This is a genomic window from Synechococcus sp. FACHB-909, assembly GCF_014698945.1.
Taxonomy (GTDB): domain Bacteria; phylum Cyanobacteriota; class Cyanobacteriia; order PCC-6307; family Cyanobiaceae; genus Cyanobium.
The window spans coordinates 435,713-461,489 of the sequence record NZ_JACJTY010000002.1 but is presented as its reverse complement, the minus strand read 5'-3'; the positions used below and the strand labels follow the sequence as shown (position 1 = coordinate 461,489).

The 25,777-nt window shown below is 69.2% G+C and carries 24 protein-coding genes; 11 read left to right on the top strand and 13 right to left on the bottom strand.

The annotated features are described in order from the left end of the window. Positions 1 to 29: 29 nt before the first annotated feature. The 4 genes from H6G99_RS05560 (at position 30) to H6G99_RS05545 (ending at position 6,368) form a co-directional block, all read left to right on the top strand. A complete protein-coding gene (locus H6G99_RS05560) occupies positions 30 to 872 on the top strand; it encodes a hypothetical protein (protein ID WP_190610418.1) in 843 nt (280 codons plus the stop codon). A gap of 76 nt (positions 873 to 948) precedes the next feature. Next, positions 949 to 1,872, top strand: a complete 924-nt coding sequence (locus H6G99_RS05555; RefSeq protein ID WP_190610416.1) for a hypothetical protein — start codon at positions 949 to 951, stop codon at positions 1,870 to 1,872. Positions 1,873 to 2,180: 308 nt separating this feature from the next. Further along, positions 2,181 to 3,035, top strand: a complete 855-nt coding sequence (locus tag H6G99_RS05550) for a hypothetical protein (protein WP_190610414.1) — start codon at positions 2,181 to 2,183, stop codon at positions 3,033 to 3,035. 717 nt (positions 3,036 to 3,752) lie between these two features. After that, entirely contained in the window at positions 3,753 to 6,368 is a 2,616-nt protein-coding gene (locus H6G99_RS05545) for a zinc-dependent metalloprotease family protein (RefSeq protein WP_190610413.1), read from the top strand. 82 nt (positions 6,369 to 6,450) lie between these two features. Here H6G99_RS05545 and grrM read toward each other — a convergent pair whose 3' ends face one another. The 10 genes from grrM to H6G99_RS05495 form a co-directional block, all read right to left on the bottom strand. Then, on the bottom strand, positions 6,451 to 7,635 hold the full coding sequence (grrM, locus tag H6G99_RS05540) for a cyclophane-forming radical SAM/SPASM peptide maturase GrrM/OscB (protein ID WP_190610411.1): 1,185 nt from the start codon (positions 7,633 to 7,635) through the stop codon (positions 6,451 to 6,453). Continuing rightward, positions 7,632 to 8,039, bottom strand: a complete 408-nt coding sequence (gene grrA, locus H6G99_RS05535; RefSeq protein WP_094585775.1) for a GrrA/OscA1 family cyclophane-containing rSAM-modified RiPP — start codon at positions 8,037 to 8,039, stop codon at positions 7,632 to 7,634. The genes grrM and grrA (H6G99_RS05535) overlap by 4 nt, the downstream gene beginning before the upstream one ends. Positions 8,040 to 8,094: 55 nt before the next feature. Next, entirely contained in the window at positions 8,095 to 9,054 is a 960-nt protein-coding gene (grrP, locus tag H6G99_RS05530; protein ID WP_094585774.1) for an extracellular substrate binding-like orphan protein GrrP, read from the bottom strand. A 104-nt stretch (positions 9,055 to 9,158) separates the two neighbouring features. After that, positions 9,159 to 9,560: a GrrA/OscA1 family cyclophane-containing rSAM-modified RiPP gene (grrA, locus tag H6G99_RS05525; RefSeq protein WP_094585773.1), complete on the bottom strand. Its 402-nt coding sequence runs from the start codon at positions 9,558 to 9,560 to the stop codon at positions 9,159 to 9,161. 13 nt (positions 9,561 to 9,573) lie between these two features. Then, positions 9,574 to 10,500: an extracellular substrate binding-like orphan protein GrrP gene (gene grrP, locus H6G99_RS05520; protein WP_353617179.1), complete on the bottom strand. Its 927-nt coding sequence runs from the start codon at positions 10,498 to 10,500 to the stop codon at positions 9,574 to 9,576. 215 nt (positions 10,501 to 10,715) lie between these two features. Beyond that, entirely contained in the window at positions 10,716 to 11,564 is an 849-nt protein-coding gene (gene nadC, locus H6G99_RS05515) for a carboxylating nicotinate-nucleotide diphosphorylase (RefSeq protein ID WP_233133952.1), read from the bottom strand. Between the two features lie 38 nt (positions 11,565 to 11,602). Beyond that, positions 11,603 to 12,340 carry a DUF4079 domain-containing protein gene (locus H6G99_RS05510; protein WP_094585771.1) on the bottom strand — a complete coding sequence of 246 codons (738 nt, stop codon included), beginning with the start codon at positions 12,338 to 12,340 and terminating at the stop codon, positions 11,603 to 11,605. A 99-nt stretch (positions 12,341 to 12,439) separates the two neighbouring features. Beyond that, positions 12,440 to 13,813, bottom strand: a complete 1,374-nt coding sequence (mnmE, locus tag H6G99_RS05505; protein ID WP_286190992.1) for a tRNA uridine-5-carboxymethylaminomethyl(34) synthesis GTPase MnmE — start codon at positions 13,811 to 13,813, stop codon at positions 12,440 to 12,442. 20 nt (positions 13,814 to 13,833) lie between these two features. Next, positions 13,834 to 14,760 carry a DMT family transporter gene (locus H6G99_RS05500; protein ID WP_190610408.1) on the bottom strand — a complete coding sequence of 309 codons (927 nt, stop codon included), beginning with the start codon at positions 14,758 to 14,760 and terminating at the stop codon, positions 13,834 to 13,836. Then, positions 14,757 to 15,593, bottom strand: coding sequence for a zeta toxin family protein (locus tag H6G99_RS05495; RefSeq protein ID WP_190610406.1), 837 nt, complete (start codon positions 15,591 to 15,593; stop codon positions 14,757 to 14,759). Before H6G99_RS05495 ends, H6G99_RS05500 begins: the two co-directional genes overlap by 4 nt. Before the next feature lie 64 nt (positions 15,594 to 15,657). Here H6G99_RS05495 and H6G99_RS05490 point away from each other — a divergent pair, with 64 nt between their 5' ends. Beyond that, a complete protein-coding gene (locus H6G99_RS05490) occupies positions 15,658 to 16,215 on the top strand; it encodes a DUF2062 domain-containing protein (protein WP_353615221.1) in 558 nt (185 codons plus the stop codon). A gap of 14 nt (positions 16,216 to 16,229) precedes the next feature. Further along, positions 16,230 to 16,721 (top strand): GNAT family N-acetyltransferase, encoded by a 492-nt coding sequence (locus H6G99_RS05485; protein WP_190610404.1) that lies wholly within the window; start codon positions 16,230 to 16,232, stop codon positions 16,719 to 16,721. A 4-nt stretch (positions 16,722 to 16,725) separates the two neighbouring features. On the opposite strand, the gene H6G99_RS05480 is transcribed toward H6G99_RS05485, so the two are convergent. Continuing rightward, entirely contained in the window at positions 16,726 to 16,914 is a 189-nt protein-coding gene (locus tag H6G99_RS05480; RefSeq protein WP_094585766.1) for a hypothetical protein, read from the bottom strand. A 112-nt stretch (positions 16,915 to 17,026) separates the two neighbouring features. Beyond that, positions 17,027 to 18,490, bottom strand: a complete 1,464-nt coding sequence (locus H6G99_RS05475; RefSeq protein ID WP_094585765.1) for a protein adenylyltransferase SelO — start codon at positions 18,488 to 18,490, stop codon at positions 17,027 to 17,029. Positions 18,491 to 18,608: 118 nt separating this feature from the next. Here H6G99_RS05475 and H6G99_RS05470 point away from each other — a divergent pair, with 118 nt between their 5' ends. The 5 genes from H6G99_RS05470 to H6G99_RS05450 all read left to right on the top strand — a co-directional run bounded on the left by H6G99_RS05470 (position 18,609) and on the right by H6G99_RS05450 (position 23,370). Then, complete coding sequence (locus H6G99_RS05470; protein ID WP_158219541.1) at positions 18,609 to 19,124, top strand: PepSY domain-containing protein; 516 nt, start codon at positions 18,609 to 18,611, stop codon at positions 19,122 to 19,124. A gap of 44 nt (positions 19,125 to 19,168) precedes the next feature. Further along, complete coding sequence (locus H6G99_RS05465; RefSeq protein WP_190610402.1) at positions 19,169 to 19,636, top strand: DUF6790 family protein; 468 nt, start codon at positions 19,169 to 19,171, stop codon at positions 19,634 to 19,636. Between the two features lie 107 nt (positions 19,637 to 19,743). Beyond that, positions 19,744 to 20,814 carry a glycosyltransferase family 4 protein gene (locus H6G99_RS05460; protein WP_094585808.1) on the top strand — a complete coding sequence of 357 codons (1,071 nt, stop codon included), beginning with the start codon at positions 19,744 to 19,746 and terminating at the stop codon, positions 20,812 to 20,814. Then, positions 20,807 to 22,921: an amylo-alpha-1,6-glucosidase gene (locus H6G99_RS05455; protein ID WP_094585762.1), complete on the top strand. Its 2,115-nt coding sequence runs from the start codon at positions 20,807 to 20,809 to the stop codon at positions 22,919 to 22,921. The genes H6G99_RS05460 and H6G99_RS05455 overlap by 8 nt, the downstream gene beginning before the upstream one ends. Positions 22,922 to 23,025: 104 nt before the next feature. Continuing rightward, entirely contained in the window at positions 23,026 to 23,370 is a 345-nt protein-coding gene (locus H6G99_RS05450) for a hypothetical protein (RefSeq protein WP_190610401.1), read from the top strand. Positions 23,371 to 23,392: 22 nt separating this feature from the next. Here the strand turns inward: H6G99_RS05450 and H6G99_RS05445 are convergent, their stop codons facing one another. Further along, on the bottom strand, positions 23,393 to 25,723 hold the full coding sequence (locus H6G99_RS05445) for a RelA/SpoT family protein (RefSeq protein ID WP_190610399.1): 2,331 nt from the start codon (positions 25,721 to 25,723) through the stop codon (positions 23,393 to 23,395). Between the last annotated feature and the right edge of the window lie 54 nt (positions 25,724 to 25,777).

The following is a 25,777-nucleotide window of genomic DNA, read 5'->3' as shown; positions in this document are numbered from 1 at the left end:
AACCATGCCATGGGCAGGCAACGCGCATGGTGACTGATTCCCCCGCCAGCCCCCGTGGGGCTGCGGTCCTGGCCGACCGGCTCTCGGTCATGGCGATCGCGCTCTTCGTCATCTATGGCGTCAGGGTCGTCGCCACCGCCATTCCCCTGCGGCCATTCGACACCCTCTGGCAACTGAGCGTCAGCTCCACCCTGATCAGCGCCGCCGCCATCCCCCTGCTGGGCCTGGGGTTGCTGCATCTGGCGGCCTACCTGGATCCCGCCAATGCCGCCCTTGAGAAACGTCGGGATGCCCTGGCCCGCTGGGCGATCCTGGCGGTGCTGGGGTTCCTGCTGCTGATTCCTCTGCAGACCTATGCCTCCTGGAGCACCGTCGCCACGGCCAGGACCAGGTTGACGAGCCAGCTGAGCATCGCGAACAGGAACTTCGCCCTGGTCCGCGAGGCGATCAATGCCGCCACCAGCCTGGAGGATCTCCAGGTGCGGCTGCAGGCGCTGCAGTCCCCGGAACTGGGCATCCGCTTCGAGAACCTGGGCCTGCCGTTGCCGGAGACCCAACGCCAGATGCTGATCCGCCTCAACGAAATCGAGGAGCAGGTGAAGGCCAGGATCAAGGCGCCGCCACCGGAGGCCATCGAGAACGTGGCGACCAACACCCTGCGGGTGACGGCCACCAGCGTCGTCTATGCGCTGGCCTTCGCGATCGCTGCCCAGCGCCGCGGCCGGGAGGTGCCGCTGCTGGTCGAGGTGCTGACGATCTGGAGCCTGCGGCGGCAGGGCCGACCACCCCGTCCTGGCTCTCCCGGTGCCATCGAGGAGGACTATTTCGCCCAGCTCGCCCCGCCGGAGGACGATCCGCCCGCCTCCCCCTGAAGGCCCGAGGGCGGGCAAAACTGTGAGCAGGGTGAGAGAGGCTCTGCTAAGATGAGCGCGGATTAAGGAAGCGTTCATGCGCGCCACAGCCAAGACCCCCCTCCGGCTGCTCGGTGGCCTCACCGGACTGGGACTTGCCGCGCTGGTCGGGCCGATCGGGCTCACCAGCCCCGCCATGGCCAGGACCGCCTTCGATGTGGTGTTCGACAGCGGCATCGCCGGCACCAGCTTCTACAACACCGGCGTCAAGGGCCGGATGAGCTTCGACTTCCGCAAGGACCCGGGCAACGGCAACACCTACACCCTTGACCTCGGCATCACCAACACCTCCCCGGCGTCGGGCCCCTCCTCCGGCACCCTGGTGGGATTCGCCTTCAACGAGCCCCTGCGCAGCAACGGCAGCGAGGCGATCTCCCTGCTGAGCTACAACCCGCTGGATTCCGGCTTCGGCAGGGTGTTCGGTGGCGTCAACAACACCACCTCGCAACAGCGCAGCCGCGGTGTACGCGTGAACGAAGACGAATGGCTGACGATCACAGGCTCGGCCACCGCCCCCTATGCCCCCTTCTCCAACTTTGATTTCTGCGCCCGCATGAGCAGCAGCAACGGCTGCCATGGCGGATCCGGCAGCACGGGCATCGGCGGAGGCAGCACCGTCAAGGTTCAGTTCAAGCTGCAATCCAACGACTCGAACATCGCCACTGCTGATCAGGTGGCGGAGCGTTTCTATAACCTCTTCAACGCCTTCGATCCGGGCGATAGCTGGAGCAAGGCCCAGATTGCTCTGCGCTACCAGAACGTCAAAAAAGCCAACGGACGAACTGAAAGCGGCGGCGAAAAGGTTACGGGGGCAGCATTCTGGCGGATTCCTGATGAAGGGCCCACCGATGCAGTTCCGGGTCCGCTTCCCGTTCTTGGGGCTGCGGCAGCCTTCGGCTGGAGCCGCAAGATGCGGCACCGAATCAGACTCTCCTCAGCCCGAAGCAGCACCGAATCCTGATGGTCATCGCTTGCTGCTGGAGAAGTGATTCCTCCATCACCCTGAGCCGTGTTCAGGCTGACATCAACACCAGTCAGTGATATCGAAGTCGTGATCCATACCTCGTCCTGGTCATAACCAGTCACACATTGAGTGGCCGGTCGGTTGGCAGACTGGCAACTTCCAGCCTCGGTGATTGAAGCCGCTGCGAGAAAGTTCAGCGGCCTGAATGCTTCCGATCCCGTGGCGCTCGCGTCCCATCCCATCGACATCCACGCAGGGAAACCAGCAGGCCACCCAGAGTCCCGAACCGGGACCCGGCTCTCCTGATGGCCGGCACCAAGGAATTCAGGGCCTTCGATTCGGCGATCCTTGCCGATCGGCTCGCCTTCATGGCGATCGCCCTGTTCGTCACCTACCTCATCACCCTGCTGTCCAGCATCCTTCCCGTTCGCCTGCTGGACACCGACTGGCAACTGCGCTTCATCTCGGCCTGCCTTGACTCGGCCACCATCCCCCTGGTGGCCCTCGGGCTGCTTCATCTGGCGGCCTACCTCGACCCCGAGAATCCAACCCTGCAGAAACGGCGCGACGCTCTCGCCCGTCTGGCCGTCATGGCGGTCATCGGCTTCCTGCTGATCGTCCCCCTGCAGGCCTTTGCCGGCTGGAACAGCGTGGTGGCGGCCAGGGCCAACGTGGCTCGCCAGCTCTCGGTCGCCAACGGCACCTTCGATCTCCTCCAGGAGACCATCACGACGGCCACCAGCCTCGACAACCTCCAGGCCCGCCTTCAGGCCATCCAGACCCCGAGCCTCGGCATCCGCTTCGAGACCATGGGGCTGCCGCTGCCGGACACCAAGCGCAGGATGCTGGCTCGCCTCCAGGAGGTGAGGCAGGAGGTGGCGGCCAGGATCCAGGCCCCGACACCCAAGGCCATCGAGGCCGTGGTCAGGGACAGCCTGCGGGTGATGCTCTCCTCCTTCGCCCTGGCCATCGCCTTCGCCATGGGTGCCCAGCGCAAGGGGCAGGAGGTGCCCCTGCTGGTGGAGTGGCACACGGCGATCAGCCTGCGGGGTGGGCCCCTCCCGGGCCTGTCCTCCGGCGCCAGTGAGGAGGAGTACTTCTCCCGACTGGTCCCAGAGGAGGACGACAGCTCGGAGACGGGCGTCCCCCCACCCCCCTGAGGCTTGCCACCCGGTGCTCCGGATGGCACCATCCCGGCAAAAGGAGCTTTAAGCGGAGAGCAGCGCCGAGGCTGCGGATCCGTTACAGATCTGCACCAAATGCTTAAAGGCGCTTAGGGCGTTAAAGCTCTGACGCTCAGGCTTCGGGAAGGGTTCTTCCAAGGTTCGCCAGACCGGGCAGCAGGCAGCCGAAAGCATTGGCACGACTGGGATCCTGCCTCCTTCACCCCCTTCGGGAAGCCCCCCGCACCGTTCGACAACGCCGTCGGGCCAGCCTTCGCTCGACCTCCCGGGCAAGGCCGCTGCGGCCGCCCTACAGCGATTTTTGAATCCGAACCCACAGGGTTGGTGGTGCAATTCCAAGGAAATGCTCAGCGTCGGTCACGCAACTCTCCCCGTGAATTGGCCTGTGCATAAAGACAGCAAAGCTGCTGCAGAACGATGATGAGTGCGGGGGAAAAGGGTCCCTTCCATCAGCCCCCCCCGGAAACAAAGTCGATCCCTCCAGTCCTCTGGGCGCAACGACTTTGAAGATCTCCTGAAGCATCCGCCTGTCCATGGTTGGAGGCTGCAGGTGCTGATGGTTCTCGTTGGTCATTTACCCCTCTCTTCGCCATGACTACCACCGAATTCACAGGGGCCCAACAATCGCTTTCCCCCCTGTTCCCTGAACTTTCGAGCCAAGCCAGACGCTCCTCCGATACAACCCTCACCCTGTTGGCGGACGCGGCCCCGGCCTCAGCCGAAGCGCCCGCCATCCTGATCAACACCGCTCTGGCCACGACCAAGGCCTCACCGCCCGCCAACGGCTCAGGCAACAGCCTGGACAGCCTCGAAGCCAGCTTTTCGGCTCCGGCCGCCCAGGCCCCCGCACCGGAGCCCGTCTTCCAGAACGGTGTCACCATCGCCGCCACCCCGACGGTGGCCACCAGCAGCCACCAGGCGCTGAACGATCCCTGGCCCGGAGAAGCCTCCGGCCCGAGTGCCGCCTCCATGGCACCCACCTGCGGCTGCCGGGCCTGCAGCGTGCTGGCCGTCACCACCGGTGACGGTGCCGCTGCCTGGGACACCACCACCGACCAGGCTCCCCTGGTCCTGAGCGGCCTGGTCACCCTCGGCACGGGCGTGGACCTGAGCAATGTGTTCCGTCTGCACAGCAATCCGACAGCCACGAAGACGATCTTTCTCGACTTCGACGGCTATCAGATCAACAACTCCCCCTGGGAGAACGGCGGCAACCTGAGCCTGAAGGGCTTCTACAGCACCCTCGATTCCACCGCGCTCACGGAAATCCAGCGCATCTGGCAACGGGTGGCCGAAGACTTCGCCCCCTTCAACGTCAACGTCACCACCCAGGACCCGGGCACCGAAGCCCTGCGCAAGTTCGGCACTGGCGATGACCGCTGGGGCATCCGGGTGGCCTTCACCAGCAACCTCAACCTGCTCACCGGCAAGGCGATCACGAATGCCGGTGGTGGCGGTACCGCCTACTACAACAGCTTCAACTGGAGCACCGACGACGTGGCCCTGGTGTTCAACCGGGGTGAATACACCGCCGCCGAGACGGCCAGCCACGAAGTCGGCCACACCCTCGGCCTCACCCACGACGGCGCCGGCACCACCACGGAGTACTACGGCGGCCACGGCGGCGCCGGTGCCACCAGCTGGGGCACCATCATGGGGGCGTCCTGGCTGGGCAACGACGAGAACGTCACCCAGTGGAGCAACGCCCAGTACCTCGGCGCCAACAACACCCAGGACGACCTCGCCACGATCACCAACGGCAACGGCTTCACCTACAACGTCGATGACCACGGCAGCACCCTCAGCACCGCCACGGCGCTCACCGGGCTGACCTTCAGCAGCTTCGGCGTCATCGAGCGCAACACCGACATCGACATGTTCCGGTTTGACACCGGCGCCGGTCTGGTGTCCTTCAACATCGTCAACGCCTCCAGGGCCTTCGTCGGCAGCGCCGGCAGCTTCACCACCCAGTACCTCGCCTCCCGCGGCCCCAACCTGGACATCGCCGCGACCCTCTACCGGGCTAACGGCAGCTTCGTCCAGACCTTCAACCCGGCCGATCTGACCACGGCCAGCTTCTCCCTCAACCTCGACGCCGGCACCTATTTCCTCGGCATCGACGGCGTCGGCGTCGGCAACCCCCTGGCCCCCATCCCCAACGGCTACACCGATTACGCCAGCCTCGGCCAGTACATGGTGAGCGGCACCGTCCAGCCCACCGGCAGCACCCCGCCGCCCCCCACCACGACAACGCCGCCCCCCACCACGACCACCCTTCAGGTTCTGGATCCCAACGGCGCCGTCCAACTGCTGCGAGACGCCACCACCGACCTGGTCTCCGTCCGGATCAACGGCGTCACGTCAGCGGTCCGCAGGAGTGGCTCCCAGATCAGGGCCGGTCAGTTCAGCGGTTGGCAGATCCTCGCCGCCGAAACCGTCGGCACCAACCAGAACCAAATTCTCTGGAAGGAAGTGTCCACGGGCCGCTTCCACTTCTGGTCGCTCGACGGCAACTGGAACTACGCCTCCGCCGGACCCATCGTCTCTCCCACAAGTTCCACCGGCCTGCAGCTTCAGCAACAGTTCATGGTCAATGCCACCGGCACGCCCCTGACCAGCCAACCCCCAACCACCACAACAACAACAACCACCACGACCACGACCACCAGCAGCGCGCTTCAGGTGATCGATCCCAACGGCGCGGTCCGGCTACTGCGGGACACCAGCACCGACCTGGTCTCCGTTCAGATGAACGGCATCACGTCCGCCGTCCGCAGGAGCGGCTCCCAGATCAGGGCCGGTCAGTTCAGCGGTTGGCAGATCCTCGCCGCCGAAACCGTCGGCACCAACCAGAACCAGATTCTCTGGAAGGAAGTGTCCACGGGCCGCTTCCACTTCTGGTCGCTCGACAGCAACTGGAACTACGTCTCCGCCGGACCCATCGTCTCTCCCACTAGTTCCACCGGCCTGCAGCTCCAGCAACAGTTCACGGTCACTGCCACCGGCGCGCCCCTGGTCAGCACGCCCCAGTTGGCCACCATTGAGACGGTCGACCCGATCATCGGCGGCGGCACCAGCCTCGCCCCGGCCGGCAGCGACGACATCGCCAGTGCCCCGATGGCCTTCGGCGACGCCCTGACCACCGATCCGCTGCTCGGCAGCGAGCCGATCATGGCCCTGACGGAGCTCGCCTCCCTCGGCGGCAGCCAACCCCTCGCCACCGATCCCCTGACCTCGCCGTTCCCGGCCGCCGGCTTCGGCGCCACAGCGGCCACCCCCTGGCTGGTCGACACCCAGCCCCTGCTTTGACCCCTCGCCCACGCGCCGGCGTTTCACGGCTGATCGATCCAAGAGCCGCTGCCTCACCGCAGCGGCTCTTCTGCATGGGCCCTCAGCGGGATCGGGACGCCAGCCCCAGGGCCTCCTCCAGGCCGGCCAGCACCACATCGGCGGTGATCTTGATCCGGTAGCGGCAGGCCTGGGTTTCGCTGCAGGCGAAGGTGCCGTGCTCCCAGTACTTGTTGCTGCCGGCGCCGCCGCCACAGAGGCCGAAATAGGCGCACTCGTCCCGGCAGCGGTCGGTTCCGGCGCGCATGTCCGCCAGGATGCGCCGGAACTTGGCACTGTCCGCGATCGAGACGAGGCTGTCGGTCTGGACGTGGCCGAGGACGAAGTCGCCGTAGGTGTCGGTGTGCACCGCCAGCAGCTCGGGGTCGAAGGTGGAGATCGAACCCCTCGCATCCACGTTGACGATCGCGAACGGGTTGTTCATGTCGGTGCAGGCCAGCCGGGCATCGGCCTGGGCCAGGCTGCAGATGCCCTCGAACTCCCGCACCCGCATCACCTCGGGCCGCTCCTGCCACAGCGCCCAGAACCGTTCGAGAAAACGGCGATAGGCGGCCTCGGCCCGGGGGCGGCTGAGGGTGGAGACGCGGTTCTCCCCTTCGGTCTCCTCCATGTTGAAGGCCACGTCGGTGATGCCGTTCTCCACGAAGAAGGCGTAGAGCTCATCGGCGTGGCCGAGAGACTCCTCGGTGATCACGGCGATCACCTGGAAGGGGATGCCGCGGCGGCGCAGGTGCTCGATACCGCGCAGCGTGGCGGCATGGGTGCCCAGGCCGGTGCGGGTGCGGCGGTGGACGTCGTGGAGAAAGGCCGGCCCGTCCATGCTCACGCCCACGGCGATGCCGTTGCGCTCGAAGCAGTCGCACCAGGCCTCGTTGATCAGGGTGGCGTTGGTCTGCACCGACTGGTGGATCGTCAGGGGCTCCCCCTGCCAGCCCTCCAGCGCCCGCCGCACACACGCCGTGGCGGCGTCATAGAAGGCGATCGGCACGGTGAGCGGTTCGCCGGCGTGCCAGAGCAGGGTGAAGTCACCGCCCACGTAGGGGCTCTCCAGCACCCGCGCCAGGGCCGCCTCCAGCAGCTCCAGCGACAACCGCTGCCGGTCGTCACGGTTGGGCAGATAGCAGTAGTCGCAGTCGAGGTTGCAGTAGGGCGTGGGCTGGACCACCAGCAGCTGCAACGGCCCGAACCCTTCCGGGTTGCCCGGTGGCGGGGTACCGGTGGCGGTCACCAGAAGTTGCGGAAGCCGCCGTTGCGGAAGCCGCCGTTGCCCCAGCCACCATTGCGGAAGCCGCCGTTGCCCCAGCCACCGTTGCGGAAGCCGCCGTTGCCCCAGCCCCCATTGCGGAAGCCGCCGTTGCCCCAGCCGAAGCGGGGCCCGCCGCCGTTCACGAAGATGTAGGCGAGGCGGCCGTCAGGGGCCTTGGCCCGGCCCTCCGCCCCCGCCTGCTGGCCGGCGGTCTGTCCCATGGCCTCCGAGATGCGCCGCAGCCGGGCGTCGATGGAACCGGGCGCCGCCGCCAGGGGGGGGGAGGACGGTGCGTCGATGACAGCCCTGGCCGCGGCGCCGGCCGGCGCCAGGGCGGCCAGCAACAGCAGGAAACCGAACAGACCGGAACGGGGGTGGTTCGTCATCGGGTTGCTGCCAGGAAGGAAGGGGAGGCGGAAGAGTGGGGCGGAACGGGGGGGCTCAGGGGCGGGGCGCCGGGGCGGGGGCCGCCAGCAGGAGGCCTTCGCGGGTGATCAGCACCGATTCGAAGAAGGCCCGCACCCGGTCGGCGGGGAGCGCCAGCACACCGGTGGGGCCGAACCAGGGGGCGACGCTGGCCACGGCATCGGGACGACCCTCCAGGTAGCCCTGGAAGAGGCTGGCGATGGCCAGGTTGACCACATTCAGCAGCCGGGAGTTGTTCTCCGGCACGATGCAGCCGACGCCGTAGCTCACGTAGGGCTGCTCAGGCACCAGGGCCACGCCGGAGAGCTTGCGCTCGTGCCGCAGGCCGGCCAGCACGTTGGCATCGCCCAGCACCCCCGCCACCTTCTTCTGCTCGAGGGCCGTGACGGCCTGGGGCAGGGTGGGGAAGCTGACCGCCTTGGCACCGGGCTGGAGGGAACCGAGGAAGCCGGCCCCGAGCGACCCCTCCACCACCGCGATCGGCTGGCCGGCGAGGGAGGCGGGGGACCCGTCGGGGCCGCCGCTGCGGGTGAGCAGCCTCAGGCCGGAGAGACCGATGGGCAGGGAGAAGTCCACCAGTTTCTCCCGCTCCCAGCTGAAGGGCACCCCACAGGCGAGGCCTGCCTTGCCACTGGCGACGGCCTCCACCGTGACGCCGGTGTTGTCGACGGGGGCGAAGCGGATCCGCACCGACTCACCGAGTTCCGCCTTGAGCTGGCGATCGATGCGGCGGGCCAGGTCGATGGCGTAGCCCTCCGGCTCCCCCTTCGACCCCATCCGGATCAGGGGCGGGCTGTCGGCGGGACCCACCATCAGCACCTCACCGGATTTGGCCGCCTGCTCCAGCACGGCGTCGGCGGCGTGGGCCGGGAGGGCGGCCCCCAGGGAACAGAGACAGGCCACCGATCCCAGGGCCAGGGCCCTGGCGCGGCGGGATCGGAGGGAACCGGGGGCCACCGCAGCGGGAGAATCCATTCGCCGATTCGTCAACGTGCTGCACCTTAGGGGCGGTTCGCTGGCTTGCCCACGGAAGCTTCCGGGCTTGAAACGCAGGCTCCGGTGCCGTCCCTGAAGGGGGCCTACCAGTTCCGGAAGGCCCCACCGCGCACGCCGCCCCCATTCACGAAGCCGCCCCCGCCCCTGGCATTGACGAAACCGCCGCCCCCGTTGCGGAAGCCGGCGCCGCCGCCGTAATAGGGGTGACCATTGACGAAGCCGCCGCCGCCGGCCACATTGCCCCATCCGCCCCGGCCGGCGTTGGCGAAGCCGTAGGCCAGCCGCTGATCGCCGGCGGCGGCGCCGTCAGCACCGCTCAGGTCACCCTGGGCGCGGAACGCCGCGGTGATGCGCTGCAGCCGTTGCTCAATGGAGGCTCCGCTGGCCGGGGAGGGCAGCAGGGCCGCCTGAGCGGCGCCGGGTGCGGTCAGGGCCGCCAGGGCCAGGGAGAAACCGAGCAGGGCCGCGCGGGAGGTGATGGACATGGGAGGAATCCGCTTAGCGAGCAGGGGAGGTGGGGGCGACCGCCGATGGGGTCGTTGCAGGCAGGGGCCGGACCCGTTCGTAGTTGAGCAGAACGGACTGGAAATAGGCCTTGATCACCTCGGGGGGCAGCTCCAGGACTCCCTTCGGACCCAGCCAGCGGTTGACGCTGGCCACGGCCGCCGGCTCATCGTCGAGGTAGCCCTGCACCAGCCGGGCGATGGCCAGATTGACCAGGTTGCGGAAGGTGGAGTTGTCCTCCGGAAGAATGCAACCCACCGCAAAGCGGGAGAAGGGCTCCGCGGGCACCAGGCTGTAACCCTTGCCCCCGAGGCTCTGGAGGGCACCGGCGAGCAGCAGGGAATCACCCCCCACGCCATCCACCTGGCCGGCCAGCAGCGCCCGCACCGCCGGCTCGATTCCGGCGAACGGGACCCGCACCGCCGTCGGCTGCACGGCCGCGATGGTGGCGCTGCCCAGGGAGTCCTTCACCACGCCGATCCGCTTGGCCGCCATCGAAGCCGCTGAGCCATCGAGCCCACCCTGCCGGGTGAGAACGCGGATCCCGGAGAGGGCGAAGGGCATGGAGAAGTCGACGAACATCTCCCGCTCCCAGGTGAACTGAACCCCACAGGCCAGGTCCACATCACCGCGGCTCACGTCACGGAACACCGCCAGCGGATCCGCGTTGGCGGTGTAGACGATCTTCACCGGCCGGTTGAGATAGGTGGAGACCTCCGCCTCGATCAACCGGGCCACATCCAGGCTGTAGCCCACCAGCGTTTTGCTGGCATCGCGGTAGGCGAAGGGCACCATGTCGGTGGGGCCGGCCATGGTGATCTCGCCGGTGCGCGCCGCCTGCTCGAGCACCGATTCGGCCCTGGCAGCCGTGGGGCTGCCCAGCGCCGCCACCAGCGCCAGCACCAGGGAGGGCCCTGCCACGGCGCAGCGCCGCGCCCAGGCGGCGGCGCTCGGGACGGCCTTGCGTCGGGGTGTGGGCTGCGGAAGCTTTGGAAGCGGGAAGGGTCGCTGCGGCACGCGGGTCGGCGCTGGGGGGCATTGAGGCTCACTCTGACAACCGATCGGCGGCGAAGCCACGGCGGCCAGGGGAGTGAGGCGGTTCTTCACCATGGCGCCGGCCGGGCTCAGGCCACGGCTCAGGCCAGGGTCGCCGCGAAGCGCATGCTCAGATCCAGCCAGGGGCTGCGGGTGACCGGGGCACTGGTGGAGATCAGATCGATGCCGGTGGCGGCGTAGGCGGCCAGCTGCTCGGGCCGCACCCCGGAGGCCTCCAGCACCACCGCCGGCGCCAGGGCCCGCAGCCGGGGCACCAGGGCCGCCAGCGCCGCGGGGCTGAAGTCGTCGAGCAGCACCGCATCGGCCCCCGCCCGCACGGCGGCTTCGGCTTCGGCGGCGGTCTCGGCCTCCACGATCAGCCGCGCCGGCCAGGGGGCCGAGGCCCGCACCGCCGCGATCGCCGCCGCCACACCGCCGGACCAGGCCAGGTGGTTCTCCTTGAGCATGGCGGCATCGTCGAGGCCGAGGCGGTGATTGCTGCCGCCGCCGCAGCGCACCGCGTACTTCTCCAGCACCCGCAGGCCCGGGGTGGTCTTGCGGGTGTCGGCCAGCCGGACACCGGTGCCCGCCAGCACCTGCACCAGGGCGGCGGTGGCGCTGGCGATGCCCGAGAGGCGCATGGCCAGGTTGAGGGCCGTGCGCTCCGCCGCCACCAGGGCGGCCGCCGGCCCCTCCAGCTCCAGCAGCCGCTGGCCGGCCAGCACCGGCTCGCCGTCGCCCACCAGCAACCGCACCGAGGCCCGGGGATCGAGGATCGCCAGCAGCGGCGCCACCAGCACTCCGCCGCAGAACACACCGTCGGCCCGGGTGACCCAGTGGGCCCGGCCGGTGCGGCCGACCAGGGCTGGAGCCGTCAGATCGCCGCGGCCGATGTCCTCATCCAGCCACTGGCGCAGCTGCGCCTCCAGGGCCGGGGAGAAAGACAGCACCGGGGCCTGGGCCCCACCGGGTGAGATCACAGGCCGCCTCAGCTGCCGGCGGCGCCGACGGGGGGGGCGGGCACCGGGGGTGGGGCGAAGGGCGGGCAGACCCGCTTCACCGGATCACAGGCATAGATGGTGGGTTTCTGCCAGGCCAGGGGGATCTCCAGCAGATCGCGGCTGCCGGTGATCCCCTGCGCCACGAACAGCACCGCCGCCAGGATGGAGGCGCTCAGGTGGATCCGGCGCCAGCGCAGCTCCTTGAGGATCTCCGGGCGGGCGGCCATCGAGAAGATCATCAGGCCCACCACGGCCACCCCGGCCCAGTAGTGGGACTGCCAGAACGCGGGGCTCAGCGGGTTGTCGCTGAGGCGCCACACCTCCGGCTGGGCGCCGAGGCCGAGCACCCCGGCCCAGGTGAGCAGGGCGAAGACGAGCCGGTAGCCCTTGGCCTTCACCCGCCAGAGGGCGAGCAGGGACACCACCGTGCCCACCAGCACCAGCAACAGCTGCAGGGCACGGCCGGGGCCGCCCGTGAAGCCCTCCGCCGGCTGCTTGGTGACGATCACCACGGTCAGGGCCACGAGCACCAGCAGGACCACGCCCGCCGAGAGCCACTGGCCCAGGTCGGCGTGGTCGCGGCCGGTGGTGGGGGGCAGCTTGGCCTTCTCAACCCGGCGCTCCCGGGCCTGGACGCCCAGCCGCACCACCATGCCGATCAGGGGATAGATGAGCACCACCGCCAGGGCGGGGTGCAGGATCCAGAGCCAGTCGACCGTTTGCATTCGCCGCTGGGAATCGCTTCCCAAAGCATTGGGGCTGGAGGTTAAGCGGTCAACAGGGGTGAGCGTTTCGTGATGGCGGCCGGCGGACCGTCGGGGGGGCTACTTGCCGATGCAGAAGCGGGCGAAGATCCGCTCCAGCACCGCCTCGCTCACCTCCTCGCCGGTGATCGCCCCGAGGCCGGCGATGGCGCCGCGCAGGTCGATGGTCCAGAAGTCCCAGGGCAGACCCAGCGCGGCGGTCTCGAGCGACCGCTCCAGGCTGGTGGCCGCCGCCGCCGCCAGCTCCCGCTGCCGGCCGTTGAGGGCCACCTGCAGCCCCTGGATCTCGGCGGCGCCGCAGAGGCCCAGCAGGGCCGCCACCAGGCCGTCGCGGCCCGCGCCGGTGAGGGCGCTGATGCGAACCAGGGGCGCCTCGGGCGGCACGGACGGGACGGCGGCGGCGGCCGCCCCAGCCGGCAGGGCATCGAGCTTGTTGCCAACCAGCAGCAGGGGCACCCCCTCGGGCACCAGCGCCCGCAGTTCCTGGTCGGCGGCGGTCCAGCCGGCTAGCAGGTCGAAGAGCAGCAGCACCGCATCGGCGCCGGCCAGGGCCTGGCGGCTGCGTTCGATGCCCAGCAGCTCCACCCGGTCGTCCGTGGGCCGGATTCCGGCGGTGTCGAGCAGGGTGAGGGGCACCCCATCGAGCACCAGGTCGCTTTCCAGCAGGTCGCGGGTGGTGCCGGGCAGGTCGGTGACGATGGCCCGCTCGCGGCGGCTGAGCAGGTTGAGCAGGCTCGACTTGCCCACGTTGGGCCGGCCGACGATGGCCACCCGCAGGCCCTCGCGCAGCAGTTCCCCCTGGCGGGACTCGGCCACCAGCCCCTCCAGCTCGCCCCGTACCGCCTCCAGTTCGGCCTGCACCGCCCGGCCATCGAGGGGGGGCAGGTCCTCCTCGAAGTCGACCCTGGCCTCCAGCTCGGCGAGCTGATCCAGCAGGCGCTCCCGCAGGCCGCCGATGCGGCGCTGCAGACCGCCGTCGATGCCGGCCATGGCCAGGTCGGCCGCCCGGCGGCTGCGGGCGGCGACCATCTCGGCGATCGCCTCGGCGCGGGTGAGGTCGAGGCGGCCATTGAGGAAGGCCCGCTGGCTGAACTCCCCCGGGCCGGCCAGGCGGGCGCCGGCCGCCAGCACCAGCTCCAGCACCCGCCGCACGGCGATCAGACCCCCGTGGCAGTGAAACTCCACCACGTCCTCACGGGTGAAGCTCCGGGGGGCCCGCATCAGCAGCAGCAGGGCCTCATCCACCCGCCGGCCATCGGCCGGATCCACCACATGGCCGTAGAGCACCCGGTGGCTCTCCCAGGCCTGGGCGCCCGGGGCCTCGAACAGGCGCCGGCCGATCGCCTCGGCCTGCGGCCCCGAGAGGCGCACGATCGCCACGCTGCCGGCCCCGGCGGCCACGGCGGTGGCGATGGCGGCGATGGTGTCGCCCAAGAGCGGGGGGGAGGGGGGAATCAAGACGGGGAGGGGCTGGGGCCGCTCAGGTGGCGCTGGAGGACACCCAGCAGGATCAGCCCGAGGCTGGCGAGAACGCCGGGCGTGAGCGGTTCGTGCAGGAAGGCCGCGGCCGTGAGCACCGTGACCACCACACTGGCGCTGCCGGCGAAGGCCACCTGGGTGACGCTGAAGCGGGCGGTGCTCAGCTGGCGCAGGATCTCCGTCCCCAGGCTGAGGGTGAGGCCGTAGATGACGATCACGCCGATCACCCACCAGAGCTGGAGATGGAAGAAGTGCTGGGGGCCATAGACCAGCAGGGCGATCAGTCCGAACACCAGGGCGCCCACCAGGTTGGTGACACCGCCGATGAGGCCGCGGGACAGGTGCTGGGCCACCAGTTGGCGGCGCAGGCAGTTACGCGTGGCCGTGGCGATCACCGCCAGCAGCGCCCACAGCAGTCCTGGCAGCTGATCCATCCCCATGCCGAGGCCGGAGCCGAAGACCCTGCCGACCACCAGGCCCACCAGGATCAGGGCCAGGCTGAGGGCAAAGCGCTCCGGCAGCCGTTCCTTCAGCCACCACAGCGCCAGCAGGGCCGAGGCCGGCAGGGTGAGGGAAAACAGCAGGGTCTGGGTGATCACCGCCAGCTGGTCGAGGGCCATGTAGAAGGCGAGCGGGGCCAGAAAGCAGCCGAGGAAGGCATCGGCGGCGATGGCGAGACGGACCCTGGGACGGAGGCCATCGATCTCCCGTCCCACATCCACGGGCTCGGCGATCAGCAAGGCCAGGCCGATCATCAGCTGCGAGATAAAAAAGACATTGCAGAAGCTGATCGGATTCTCACCGGCGATGGCATGGGCCGCCCCCTGCAACTGCAGCCCCTTGAGCACCGTGCTGCGCAGGCCCGAAACGACGCTGTAGGCGATCAGGACGAGCGCCGTCATCGCGGCGAGGCGGCGCCGGGCGGGAAGGGCTGGGGCCCGGTGGGGACGGGCTCACCCCCCTGCTGCAGCACGCGGCCCGTGAGGCCATCGACCCGCAGATAGCCGTCCGCCCAGCCGGACAGCACCTCGAAGGTGGCAGGGCCAGTGGCGAAATAGCGTCCAATCGCCGCCCGGGAGACGTAGCGGCCCATGGCCTGATAGCGCTCCAGCACCCTCCTGCGGCTGAGGGATTCGGGCACGCTCACATGCAGCAGGAAGACCCGGTAACCCATCGCCCTGAGCTCGGGAATCAGGCGTCGGTAGCGATCGACCCGGCTCATGGTTCCATCGTAAAGAAGGTCGAAACGGCAGGGCCGGCCGATGCCGGCCAGCAGGCGATCCACCAGCACACCGCTCTCGGCCTGGGTGAGATCCGCATTCCAGCCGCGGTACGCCGGCAGCTGGGCCCGCAAGGCATCGGCATCGATGCGCAGCGTGCCCGGTGCCAGGGCCACCGGCGCATGGGTGCGGAGCCCGGTGGATTTCCCCGCCCCCGGGGGCCCGCCGGTGAGGATCGCGATCGGTGACCGGTGCGACACACAGACGGCCTCCTTCTGCGCTGCCGCGATGATGAGCTGCCGCTCCGATTCAGGACTGCTGATCGGGGCGAAACGGCCCAGGCACTGCTCCAGAAAATCGATCGCCGCCGGCGAGATCTGCGGCGAACCGGAGGGCTCCAGGATCTGGCAGCTGGCGGGGAGCGCCTCGGCCGCGATGGCCGCCGGCAGTGGCACCACCAGGGTGACCAACCCCGCCAGGCCCCGGAGCGGCAGCAGGAGCGAGGCGTGCCGCACGGCCCATCCAATCACTCAGGGACGCTAGGCGGGACGTCCCGCCACAGCCACAGCCACGCCCGGGCTGGCCGCCGGGCAGCGGGGGATTCCCTCCCTTAACGTTTTTGCGGCGTTCGCCACGGCCCTCCGCGGCTGGCCGGATGCCCCACCCTCCGCGCCCGGACCTCCACTTCTGGCCCTGCGAACCCTGAAACGTCGCTTCCGCCAGGCCATCGAATGGGTCTGGCGCCAGGAGGGCAGCCACGGCCAGCGGGCCCGGGGGCTGGCGGCCGGGGTGTTCATGGGCTGCTTCCCGATCTTCGGCTTCCAGACCCTGCTGGGGGTGGGCCTGGCCAGCCTGGTGCGGGGCAACCACCTGCTGGCCGCCGCCGGGACCTGGATCAGCAATCCGATCACCGACATCCCCCTGATCTGGTTCAACTACCAGCTGGGCAGCCTGCTGCTGGGCCCGGGCAAGGGCTGGCCGGGACGCCTGACCCTGCATCACGAGACCCTGCGCCAGCTGGGCTGGGACTTCACCTCCCGCCTGCTGCTGGGCTCGGCGGTGGTGGGGGTCGTGGCGGCCACGCTCAGCGGTTTCCTCTGCCTGCGGTGGCTGGAGCGCCGCCAGCGGGCCTCCTGAGCAGGGTGTCTCCGGTGATCGATATTCTCGAGGCCGACTTCGCCAACCCGGCCCACGCCGCTGCAGTTCTGAGCCTGATGGAGGCCTATGCCCGCGACCCCATGGGCGGTGGCCAGGGCCTGTCCGCCTTCACCCGGGCGAATCTGGTCGACGCCCTGGCCCGCCGGCCTTCGGCCCACGGGATCCTGGCCTTCGCGGGGGAGGAGCCGGCCGGGCTGGCCATCTGCCTGGAAGGCTTCTCCACCTTCGCCTGCCGGCCCCTGCTGAACGTGCACGATCTGGTGGTGGCCAGCAACTTCCGCCGCCAGGGGGTGGGGCGGCGACTGCTGCAGCGGGCGGAGCTGATCGCCCGGCGGCTCGGCTGCTGCAAGCTCACCCTGGAGGTGCTGGAGGGGAACGGGGCGGCCCAGGGCGCCTACAGGAGCGCCGGGTTCCATCCCTATCAGCTGGACCCCGCCATGGGCCGGGCCCAATTCTGGGAAAAGCCGCTCCCTGATGGAGGCTGAAGCCTCAGGATTCGGCCAGTCCGGGAAACACCATCAGGTCGATGTGGCCGCCGGAAGGTTGACGCCACTCACGGAATTCCGCCGCCAGGGCCCTGTGCTCATGGTCGAGGGATTGCGACTCCAGATCCAGCAGGCGCTGATGCACCAGATCGAGCGTGTTGTCGATGAGCTGGGCGGCCTGTTCGGAAGTCATGGCATCGCTGCGATGGAGAAAGCCTGAGCTTCGAGGTGTTGTAGAAGACGCCGCCTGGGTCGGCTGTAGCCCCTGACACGGGCCGTCTCCACCGTCGGCGGACCCGCACCGATCACACCGTCCGCGCCAGCCATTGCTGCAGGGGACTCCAGTCGTCCTGTTCATCGATCGCCGCCCAGATCCGTTCGATCACCGGCCGCACCGGCGTCTCCGGCAGGTTCCAGCGCTGCAGGCAGGCGCTGATGGCGGCCTCGGCGGTGGTGCCCTCCGGGGCGGCCACGGCCTGGCTCCAGTGCCACCAGCTGTCCCGCCAGGCGAGCCATTCGGCCCTTGGTGGCGCCGGAGCCTCCGCCACGAAAGGCTCCAGGTCCTCGGCCGTAGCCGGCAGCCCGCCGGTCCGGATGCGTTGGGCCAGGCCTGCGAAGAACGCGCCGTAGGCCACGGGCCAACCGGCCAGCAGCCGCAGGGTGGGGGGCACCGGATCGGGGAGATCAGCCAGCCCCCCGGCAGGGAGGAGGGCGGCGTCGAATCCGAGGCGGCGGAGCAGGCAGCGGCGGTAGTGGGCGTCGTAGACCTCGCCGAACGGCTCCAGCGCCGCCTCCAGGGGAGCCCGGGGCAGCAGCATCGCCAGGGGCTCCTGCAGCAGCCGCAGGTTGTGCTGGCAGACGAGCGGCTGGCGGCCGTAGGCGTAGAGGCCGTCGTGGTCGAAGTAGGCGGCGGTGAAGCCCGGATCCCAGGTCTGGAGGAAGGCGAAGGGGCCGTAGTCGAAGCTCTCGCCGGCCAGCGACATGTTGTCGGTGTTGAGCACCCCATGGATGAAGCCCGCCGCCATCCATTCGGCCGCCAGCCGCGCCAGCCGCTGCACCAGCTCGGCGTAGAAACCCACCAGCAGCTGCTCGCCGTCGCTGTGGATCGCCGCCAGGTGCGGGTAGTGGACGGCAACCACGTGGCGCAGCAGCCGCTCCAGCTGGGCCGGCTGACGACGGAAGAGCAGTCGTTCGCAGGTACCGAAGCGCAGGTGGGTGCGGGCCAGGCGCACCATCACCGCACTGCGGGTGGGGGAGGGCTCATCGCTGCGCCAGAGGTCTTCACCGGTCTCGATCAGCGACAGGGTGCGGCTGGTGGTGACGCCGAGGCGGTGCAGGGCCTCGGCGGCGATCACCTCCCGCACCCCGCCCTTGAGGGTGAGGCGGCCGTCACCGCCCCGGCTCCAGGGGGTGGTGCCGGACCCCTTGGTGCCCAGGTCCTGCAGCTGGCCGTGGCGATCGCGCAGCTGGCCGTAGAGGAAGCCGCGGCCGTCCCCCAGCAGGGGGTTGTAGGTGCCGAACTGATGGCCGTGGTAGCGGAGGGCCAGCAGGGGCATGCGGCCCTCGAATCGCCCGTAGGCCGCCTCGATGTCGTCGTCGCTGACACGGGCTGGGTCGAGACCCAGCAGGTGGAGCACGGGGTCGTTGCGGAACCGCAGGCGCGTGAGCGGAAACGCCGCCGCCTCCACCACATCCCAGTACTCCGGCCCGAGATCCTCAAGGGCGCCCACGAAGGGCAGCCCCAGCAGGGGGTTGGGCCGGGCGGACATCGGTGACTGGCGCGGGGGTGGCGCGGTGGCGGGGCCGGTGGCCGACCCTAGGGAGCGGGGCGCGGACGGCAGCGTTACGTTGATGGCCTCGCGGATGACTGCCTTGCGGACCGGTGCGATGGCTCGTCGGATCAGCCTCTCCATCCCCACCCTCGCCCTTGCCGTGGGCGTGGGGTTGGGCGCCCCTCAGGCGCTGGCCAGCGCCACCGGCAACAGCGCCGGAATCACCGCCGCCCGGGCGGCCGCCATTGCCCTGCAGCGGGTCCCCGGAGGCACCGTCGTCGACATCGATCCCGGCCTCGAAGGCGGCCGGGCGGTGTGGGAGGTGCTGGTCCGCAGGCCCGACAACACCGGCAGCGAGATCTACCTCAACGCCACCACAGGGGCGGTCCTCCGGCAGGAACGGGAGTCGATCCCCCGTGAAGCCATGGGACCCGGACCGGCGGTCACCGTCCAGCAGGCGATCCAGACCGCCGCGGCCGCCGTCCCCGGGGGCCGGGTGATCGCGATCGATCTGGATACGGAGAACGGCCGCAGGGTGTGGGATGCCAAGGTCGCCGGTCCGGGCGGACGGATGGAGATCACCATCGATGCCGCGACCGGCAGGGTCCTCGAGCAGAAGCGCGCCGAGTAGGCCGGATCTGGGTACCGTCAGGAGCCGCCCCAGGGGCCGCCGGCATGTACTTCGTCATCGTCTTCGCCCTCATGCTCGTTCTGCCGGTGGCCGGCATCAGCGTGGAGGTGCTGGCGGGCCAGGCCGCCTTCACGCCGGCCCTGCTCGGCAAGTGGTTCGTGTTCTGGTCCGTGGGCGTTCGCCTGGGGATGGCGGGCCTGCGCCAGATTCTGCAGCCCCGCTATACGGCCGAGGTGATTCTTTCTCTCAAATCAGAGGATTCTCTGGTGCTTGTCAGGGAACTCGGCTTTGCCAATCTGTCGATCGGACTGATTGGCCTGGCCAGCCTGATCCAGCCATCGTGGAGCTCCGCCGCGGCCCTGGCCGGCGGTGTGTTCTATGCCTTGGCGGGCGTCCAACACACGTTCCGCGCCGAGCGCAACGGGAAGGAAACGATCGCCATGGCCTCCGATCTGTGGGCAGCCGTCGTGCTGCTCTCCAGCCTCTCGCTGCAGCGCATTCCCTTGATCTGAGCAAAGCAACCGGCCGGACTGCAGCAGATCTGCACTGTCAGCATCCGTCAGGGGATTCCTGCATAAGGTTAAAGGGAGTGAAAGTCCTGACGCAGGAAGGGGTGATGATGAGAATCGCGCAGATTTCAACGCTCCATGAGAGAGTTCCGCCGATCGGCTATGGGGGAACGGAGCGGGTCGTTCATTACCTCACCGAGGAACTGGTCCGCCGCGGCCATGAGGTGGTGCTGTTTGCCAGCGGCGACTCCCTCACCAGTGCGGAGCTGTTCCCCTGTGTCCCGCAGTCCCTGCGGCAGAGCGGAAACGGCGGTGATCCCAGCGTTCATGAGGCCATTCAGCTTGATCATGTGGTGAAGAGGCACGATGACTTCGACATCCTCCACTTTCACAACGGCCATGGCCATTTCCCCCTGGCGTCACTGCTCGGGGTGCCCCACCTGAGCACGGTGCACGGCCCCCTGCATGCCCCCGAGCAGACGAAGCTGTACAGCCATTTCCATCAGATGCCGCTGGTCTCCATCTCGGAGTTCCAGCGCCTGCCCGTACCCCAGGCCAACTGGCTGGGAACCGTCTACCACGGGCTGCCCACCGACCTCTATCGCTACCAGGATTCCCCTTCCCCCTACCTGGCCTTCGTCGGTCGCATCTCACCGGAGAAACGGCTCGATCGCGCCATCGCGATCGCCACGGCGGTGGGGCTGCCACTGAAGGTGGCGGCCAAGATCGACCCTGTGGATCGTACCTACTTCCATGAGCAGATCGAACCACTGATGCTCAACAATCCGCTGGTGGAATTCATCGGCGAGGTCAACGATGACGGCAAGCAGGAGTTGCTGGCGGATGCCCTGGCCCTGCTGTTCCCGATCGACTGGCCGGAGCCCTTCGGCCTGGTGATGATCGAGGCCAACGCCTGCGGCACGCCCGTGATCGCCTGGCGCAACGGCTCGACCCCCGAGGTGATTCTCGATGGGATCAACGGCTTCCTGGTGGATTCGATCGAGGAGGCCATTGCCGCGATCGGCCGGCTGGAGCAGCTGGACCGCGCCCGGGTCCGCAGCCACTTCGAAGTCTGTTTCTCGGTCAGTCGTCAGGCCGAGGACTATGAGCAGCTCTACCGGCACCTGATCCAGGCCAGTCGCTGCCACAACAACGTCCACCGGATCCCGGTGCATGCCTGATCCGCTGCCTCCTTACGTTCTCAAGAACGAGGAAACCTTCGCGATCCTGGATTCCCGCGGCGAGATCTGCCCGGAACTGCAGCACGACACCGGCATCTATTTCCGCGGCACCCGCCATGTGAGCCGGCTGCAGGTTCTGCTCTGGAACCGGCCGCCAGTGGTGCTGGGCGCCACCGAGCGTGGGGCGGTGGGCGTGCTGGTCAGCCATCTCAGCAACAACGAGGACGGGGCCGGTGGCTCCGCCGCCATGACCCTGCATCTGGAGCGCAGCACGGTCCTGACGGCGACGGCGTTCCTGCAGCAGTTCTGCTTCACCAGCTATGAGGAGAAGCCCATCCAGATCCCGCTGAGCGTGCGGCTGGATGCCGACTTCCGGGACATCTTCGAGGTGAGGGGCTACAAGCGCCTGCAGCGCGGCCGCATTGTCCAGGGCGGGCCTGGCACGCTCGCGCTCACGTACAGGGGCCTGGACGGGGAGGATCGACTCACGGTCCTGCGGCTCAGCGATCCGGTCCAGGACGTCGATGGGGATCACGTCGCTCTGGTGCTCACCCTGGAGCCGCGCCAGACCCGCCGGCTCTACCTGGTGCTGGATTTCCAGCCCACGGATCAGCCCCTGGGCGCGGAGCAGCACTACAGCGCCGCCATGACCGCCACGATCGAGTGGTTCCGCGACGCCCGCCGCAGCGCGGCCTCCGTGATCACCGATAGCCCGGCCTTCAACAGCTGGCTGATGCGTTCCTTCTCGGATGTGCACCTGCTGGCCAGCCGGGTGGAGGATGGGCTCTACCCGTACGCCGGGATTCCCTGGTTCAGCTGTCCGTTCGGCCGGGACGGCCTGATCACGGCGCGCCAGATGCTGATGGTGGAGCCCCGCCTGGCACGGGGGGTGCTGGGCTATCTGGCCAGCAACCAGGCCCTCGTGGAGGATCCGGCGCACGACGAGGAGCCCGGCAAGATCCTGCACGAAGCGCGGCTCGGCGAGATGGCGGCCCTCGGAGAAGTGCCGTTCGCCAGTTATTACGGTGCCGTCGACTCCACGCCCCTGTTTCTGATGCTGGCGGGCGACTATCTGCGCCGCAGTGATGATCGCGATTTCATCGCCGGGCTGCTGCCGGAGCTGGAGGCGGCGATGGCCTGGATCCGCCGGGCCGAGGCCTCCAGTGCGGATGGGTTCGTCCACTACAGGCGGGCTTCCCAGGGGGGACTGCGCAACCAGGGGTGGAAGGATTCCGACGACGCCATCCACCACGCCGATGGCCGTCTGGCGGAAGGCTCGATCGCCCTCTGTGAAGTGCAGGCCTATGTCTACGGGGCGCGTCGGGCGTACGCCTCGATCCTGGAGCGCCTGGACCGGACCAGCGAGGCCCATGGGCTCCTGGAGGAGGCCGCCGCGCTGAAGCGACGGTTCCATCAGGCCTTCTGGACGCCGTCGATCGATTCCTATGCCCTGGCCCTGGATGGTTCAGGTGAGCCCTGCCAGGTGCGCGCCTCGAATGCCGGCCATTGCCTCCTGACCGGCATCGCCAGTCCCCAGGCGGCGGCGGCGATCGCCCGGCGCCTGATGGCCCCCTCCAGCTTCAACGGCTGGGGCATCCGCACCCTCGATGAACGGGAGCGTCGCTACAATCCGATGAGCTACCACAACGGCTCCGTCTGGCCCCATGACAACGCCCTGATCGCCATGGGCCTGGCCCGTTACGGCCATCGCTCCGAAGCGCTGCAGATCCTCACGGGGATGTTCGAGACCGCCTGTGCCCTGCCGATGTACCGCCTGCCGGAGCTGTTCTGCGGCTTCCAGCGCCGGGAAGAGGAGGGGCCCACCTCCTACCCGGTGGCCTGCAGCCCCCAGGCCTGGGCCAGCGCCAGCGTGTTCGGCCTGCTGGAGGCGATCACCGGGATGTCGATCGAGCGCGACCAGGGCAGCGGCCGTGTGCAAGTGCGTCTGCGCAACCCCACCCTGCCGATGGGGCTGAACGTCCTCGACTTCAACGGGCTGCGCCTGGGGGACGAGGAGATCAACCTGCAGTTCCACCGCGGCGACCACGACGTGGGCGTCCTGGTGCGCAGCCGGACCCCGGGGGTGGACGTGCTGATCATGAAGTGACGGCCAGGCCGCATGGCCCCGTCACCCCGACATGTCATCGGGAGAGCCGAGAAATTCGGCGGATCGCTCCAGACTGGAGGATTGCTCCGCTGGACCCTGCCACCATGACCGCCTTTCGTGCCGCTCTCGTGCTGCTGTGGCTGGCCGTGGCCGGCTACACAGCGGTGGTGGTGCCGCACCACGGCATCGACCTGGTGCGTGTCTTCATCGCGGACGTTCGGGCGATGGGCTGGCCCGGGCAGTTCGATCTGGATTTCCTCGGCATGCTGCTGCTCACGGGCCTCTGGGTGGCCTGGAGAGATGACTTCTCCGCCAAGGGACTGGGCCTTGGCCTGCTGGCCGCGGTGGGCGGGATTCTGTTTCTGGCGGCCTATCTGCTGGTGCTGTCCCTCCAGGCCAACGGCAGCATGAAGCAGGTTCTGCTGGGTGCCCGCCGGGCCGCCGCCTAGGGGCGGCAGGGCTCGCGGTGGTTCAGCCGATGCCGGTGCGGCAGAGGTCGAGCACGTCGGCCATCGAGCGGATCTGGTCCATGGTGGTGCGCAGCTGGGCGGCGCTGAGCAGCTCGACCCGCAGGTCGATGCGGGCGGGCTTGCCGGCGCTGGTGCGCACCCGGGCATCGCTGACGTTGATGCGGTGGTCGGAGAGGCGCATCAGGATGTCCTTGAGCACCCCCACCCGATCCAACACCTCGATGCGCAGCCGCACCGGGTAGCGACGCTGCTGGGCCTCGCCGAGCGGGTTCCAGCGCACCGGCAGGCGCCGCTCCACCGGCACCTGGGGCACGTTGGCGCAGTCCTGGCGGTGGATGGTGATGCCGTGGTTGCCCAGGGCCACGGTGCCGACGATCCCCTCCCCGGGCAGGGGGCTGCAGCAGCCGCCCAGGCGGTACTCGAGTCCTTCGAGGCCCAGGATCGGGCTGTTCGACGGGTGCCCGTGGGGGGCGTGGCGCGGCTGGGCCGCGGCCACCCCGGCGGCCACCTCCTCGTTGGTGGGGGTGGGGGCGGCGGCGGCGGTGCTGAGGCGCACCTCCTCCCGCAGGCGGTTGAGCACCTGCTGCAGGGTGACACCACCGAACCCCAGGGCCGCCAGCAGGTCCTCGGTGCCCACCAGGTTGCAACGCTTCGCCACCCGTGCGATCGCCTCCCCGTTGAGCAGGGCGTCGAAGCCGTCACGGCCCAGCTCCCGTTCCAGCATCTCCGTGCCGCGCTGGATGTTGTCGTCGCGGTGGCTGCGTTTGTACCAGCCCCGGATGCGGTTGCGGGCCGTGGGGGTGGCCACGAAGTTGAGCCAGTCGAGGCTCGGGTGGGCGTTCTTGGCGGTGATCACCTGCACGAAGTCACCGTTCTGCAACGGCGTGGCCAGGGGACAGAGGCGGTCGTTGATGCGCACGCCCTGGCAGTGGTTGCCCACCTCCGAGTGGATGCGGAAGGCGAAGTCCACGGCGGTGGAGCCCTTGCGCAGCCCCACCACATCCCCCTTGGGGGTGAACACGAACACCTCCTCGTCGAAGAGGTCCTCCTTGATCGAGGCCAGGAAGTCGCTGCTGTCCTCGCCGCCGTCATCCTTCTGCCAGTCGACCAGCTGCCGCAGCCAGTTGAAGCGCTCCGTGTCGCCGGCGGCCGGCGAGCCCCCCTCCTTGTACTTCCAGTGGGCGGCGATGCCGTACTCCGCCACCTGGTGCATGTCGGTGGTGCGGATCTGGACCTCGATGGGCCGGTGCCGGCCGATCACGGCGGTGTGCAGGGACTGGTAGCCGTTGGGTTTGGGCAGGCCGATGTAGTCCTTGAAGCGACCGGGGATCGGCCGGAAGATGTCGTGCACCACCGCCAAGGCCCGGTAGCAGCTCTCGACGCTCGGGCAGAGGATCCGCAGCGCCGCCACGTCGTAGATCTCGTGGAAGGCCTTCTGCTGGCGCTGCATCTTGCTCCAGATGCCGTAGAGGTGCTTGGGCCGGCCGCTCACCTCGCACTCCTGCAGACCCGCCGCCACCAGCCGGTCGCGCAGCAGCTGCACCGTGGTCCCCAGCCGCTCCTCCCGTTCACTCCGCTTGGTGGCGACCTGCTGCTGCACATCGCGGTAGGACTCGGGCTCCAGCACCTTGAAGGCCAGGTCCTCCAGCTCCCACTTGAAGCGGCCGATGCCCAGGCGGTTGGCCAGGGGGGCGTAGATGTCGCGGGTCTCCCGGGCGATGCGCTGCTGCTTCTCGGGCTTGAGGGCGCCGAGGGTGCGCATGTTGTGCAGCCGGTCGGCCAGCTTGACCAGCACCACCCGGATGTCGCTGGCCATGGCCAGGAACATGCGGCGCAGGTTCTCCGCCTGGGCCTCGGTGCGGTTGGTGAAATGGATGCCGCCCAGCTTGGTGACCCCCTCCACCAGGGCGCGCACCTCCTCGCCGAAGCGGGCCTCGATCTCCTCGGGGGTGACCTGGGTGTCCTCCACCACGTCGTGGAGGAAGCCGGCGGCGATCACCGCCGCACTGGCGCCGATGTCGCGCAGCAGGCCGGCGACGGCGATCGGATGGACGATGTAGGGCTCGCCACTGGCCCGGAACTGGCCGTCGTGGAGCTGGTAGGCGAAGTCGAAGGCCGTGGCCACCAGGGCCTCCGGGTCGACGGGGCGCGCCTCCTCGCCGGCGGGCGGGAACTGCTGAAGGCTCTGGCGCAGCCAGGCCGGCAGGGGGACGCCGTAGTCGCGCTCGGGGGCGGCGGTGGCTTGCACCTCCTGGATCCCCTCTGCACCAGGAGTTACGGCCGAGGCGTAAGCCAGCGGAGAGGAACCTTGATCCGGCGCCACCCTCAGCATCACACCCTTCAGGGTCCACCCATGGTATGGGGCAATCGTCACGAACCAGGGGAT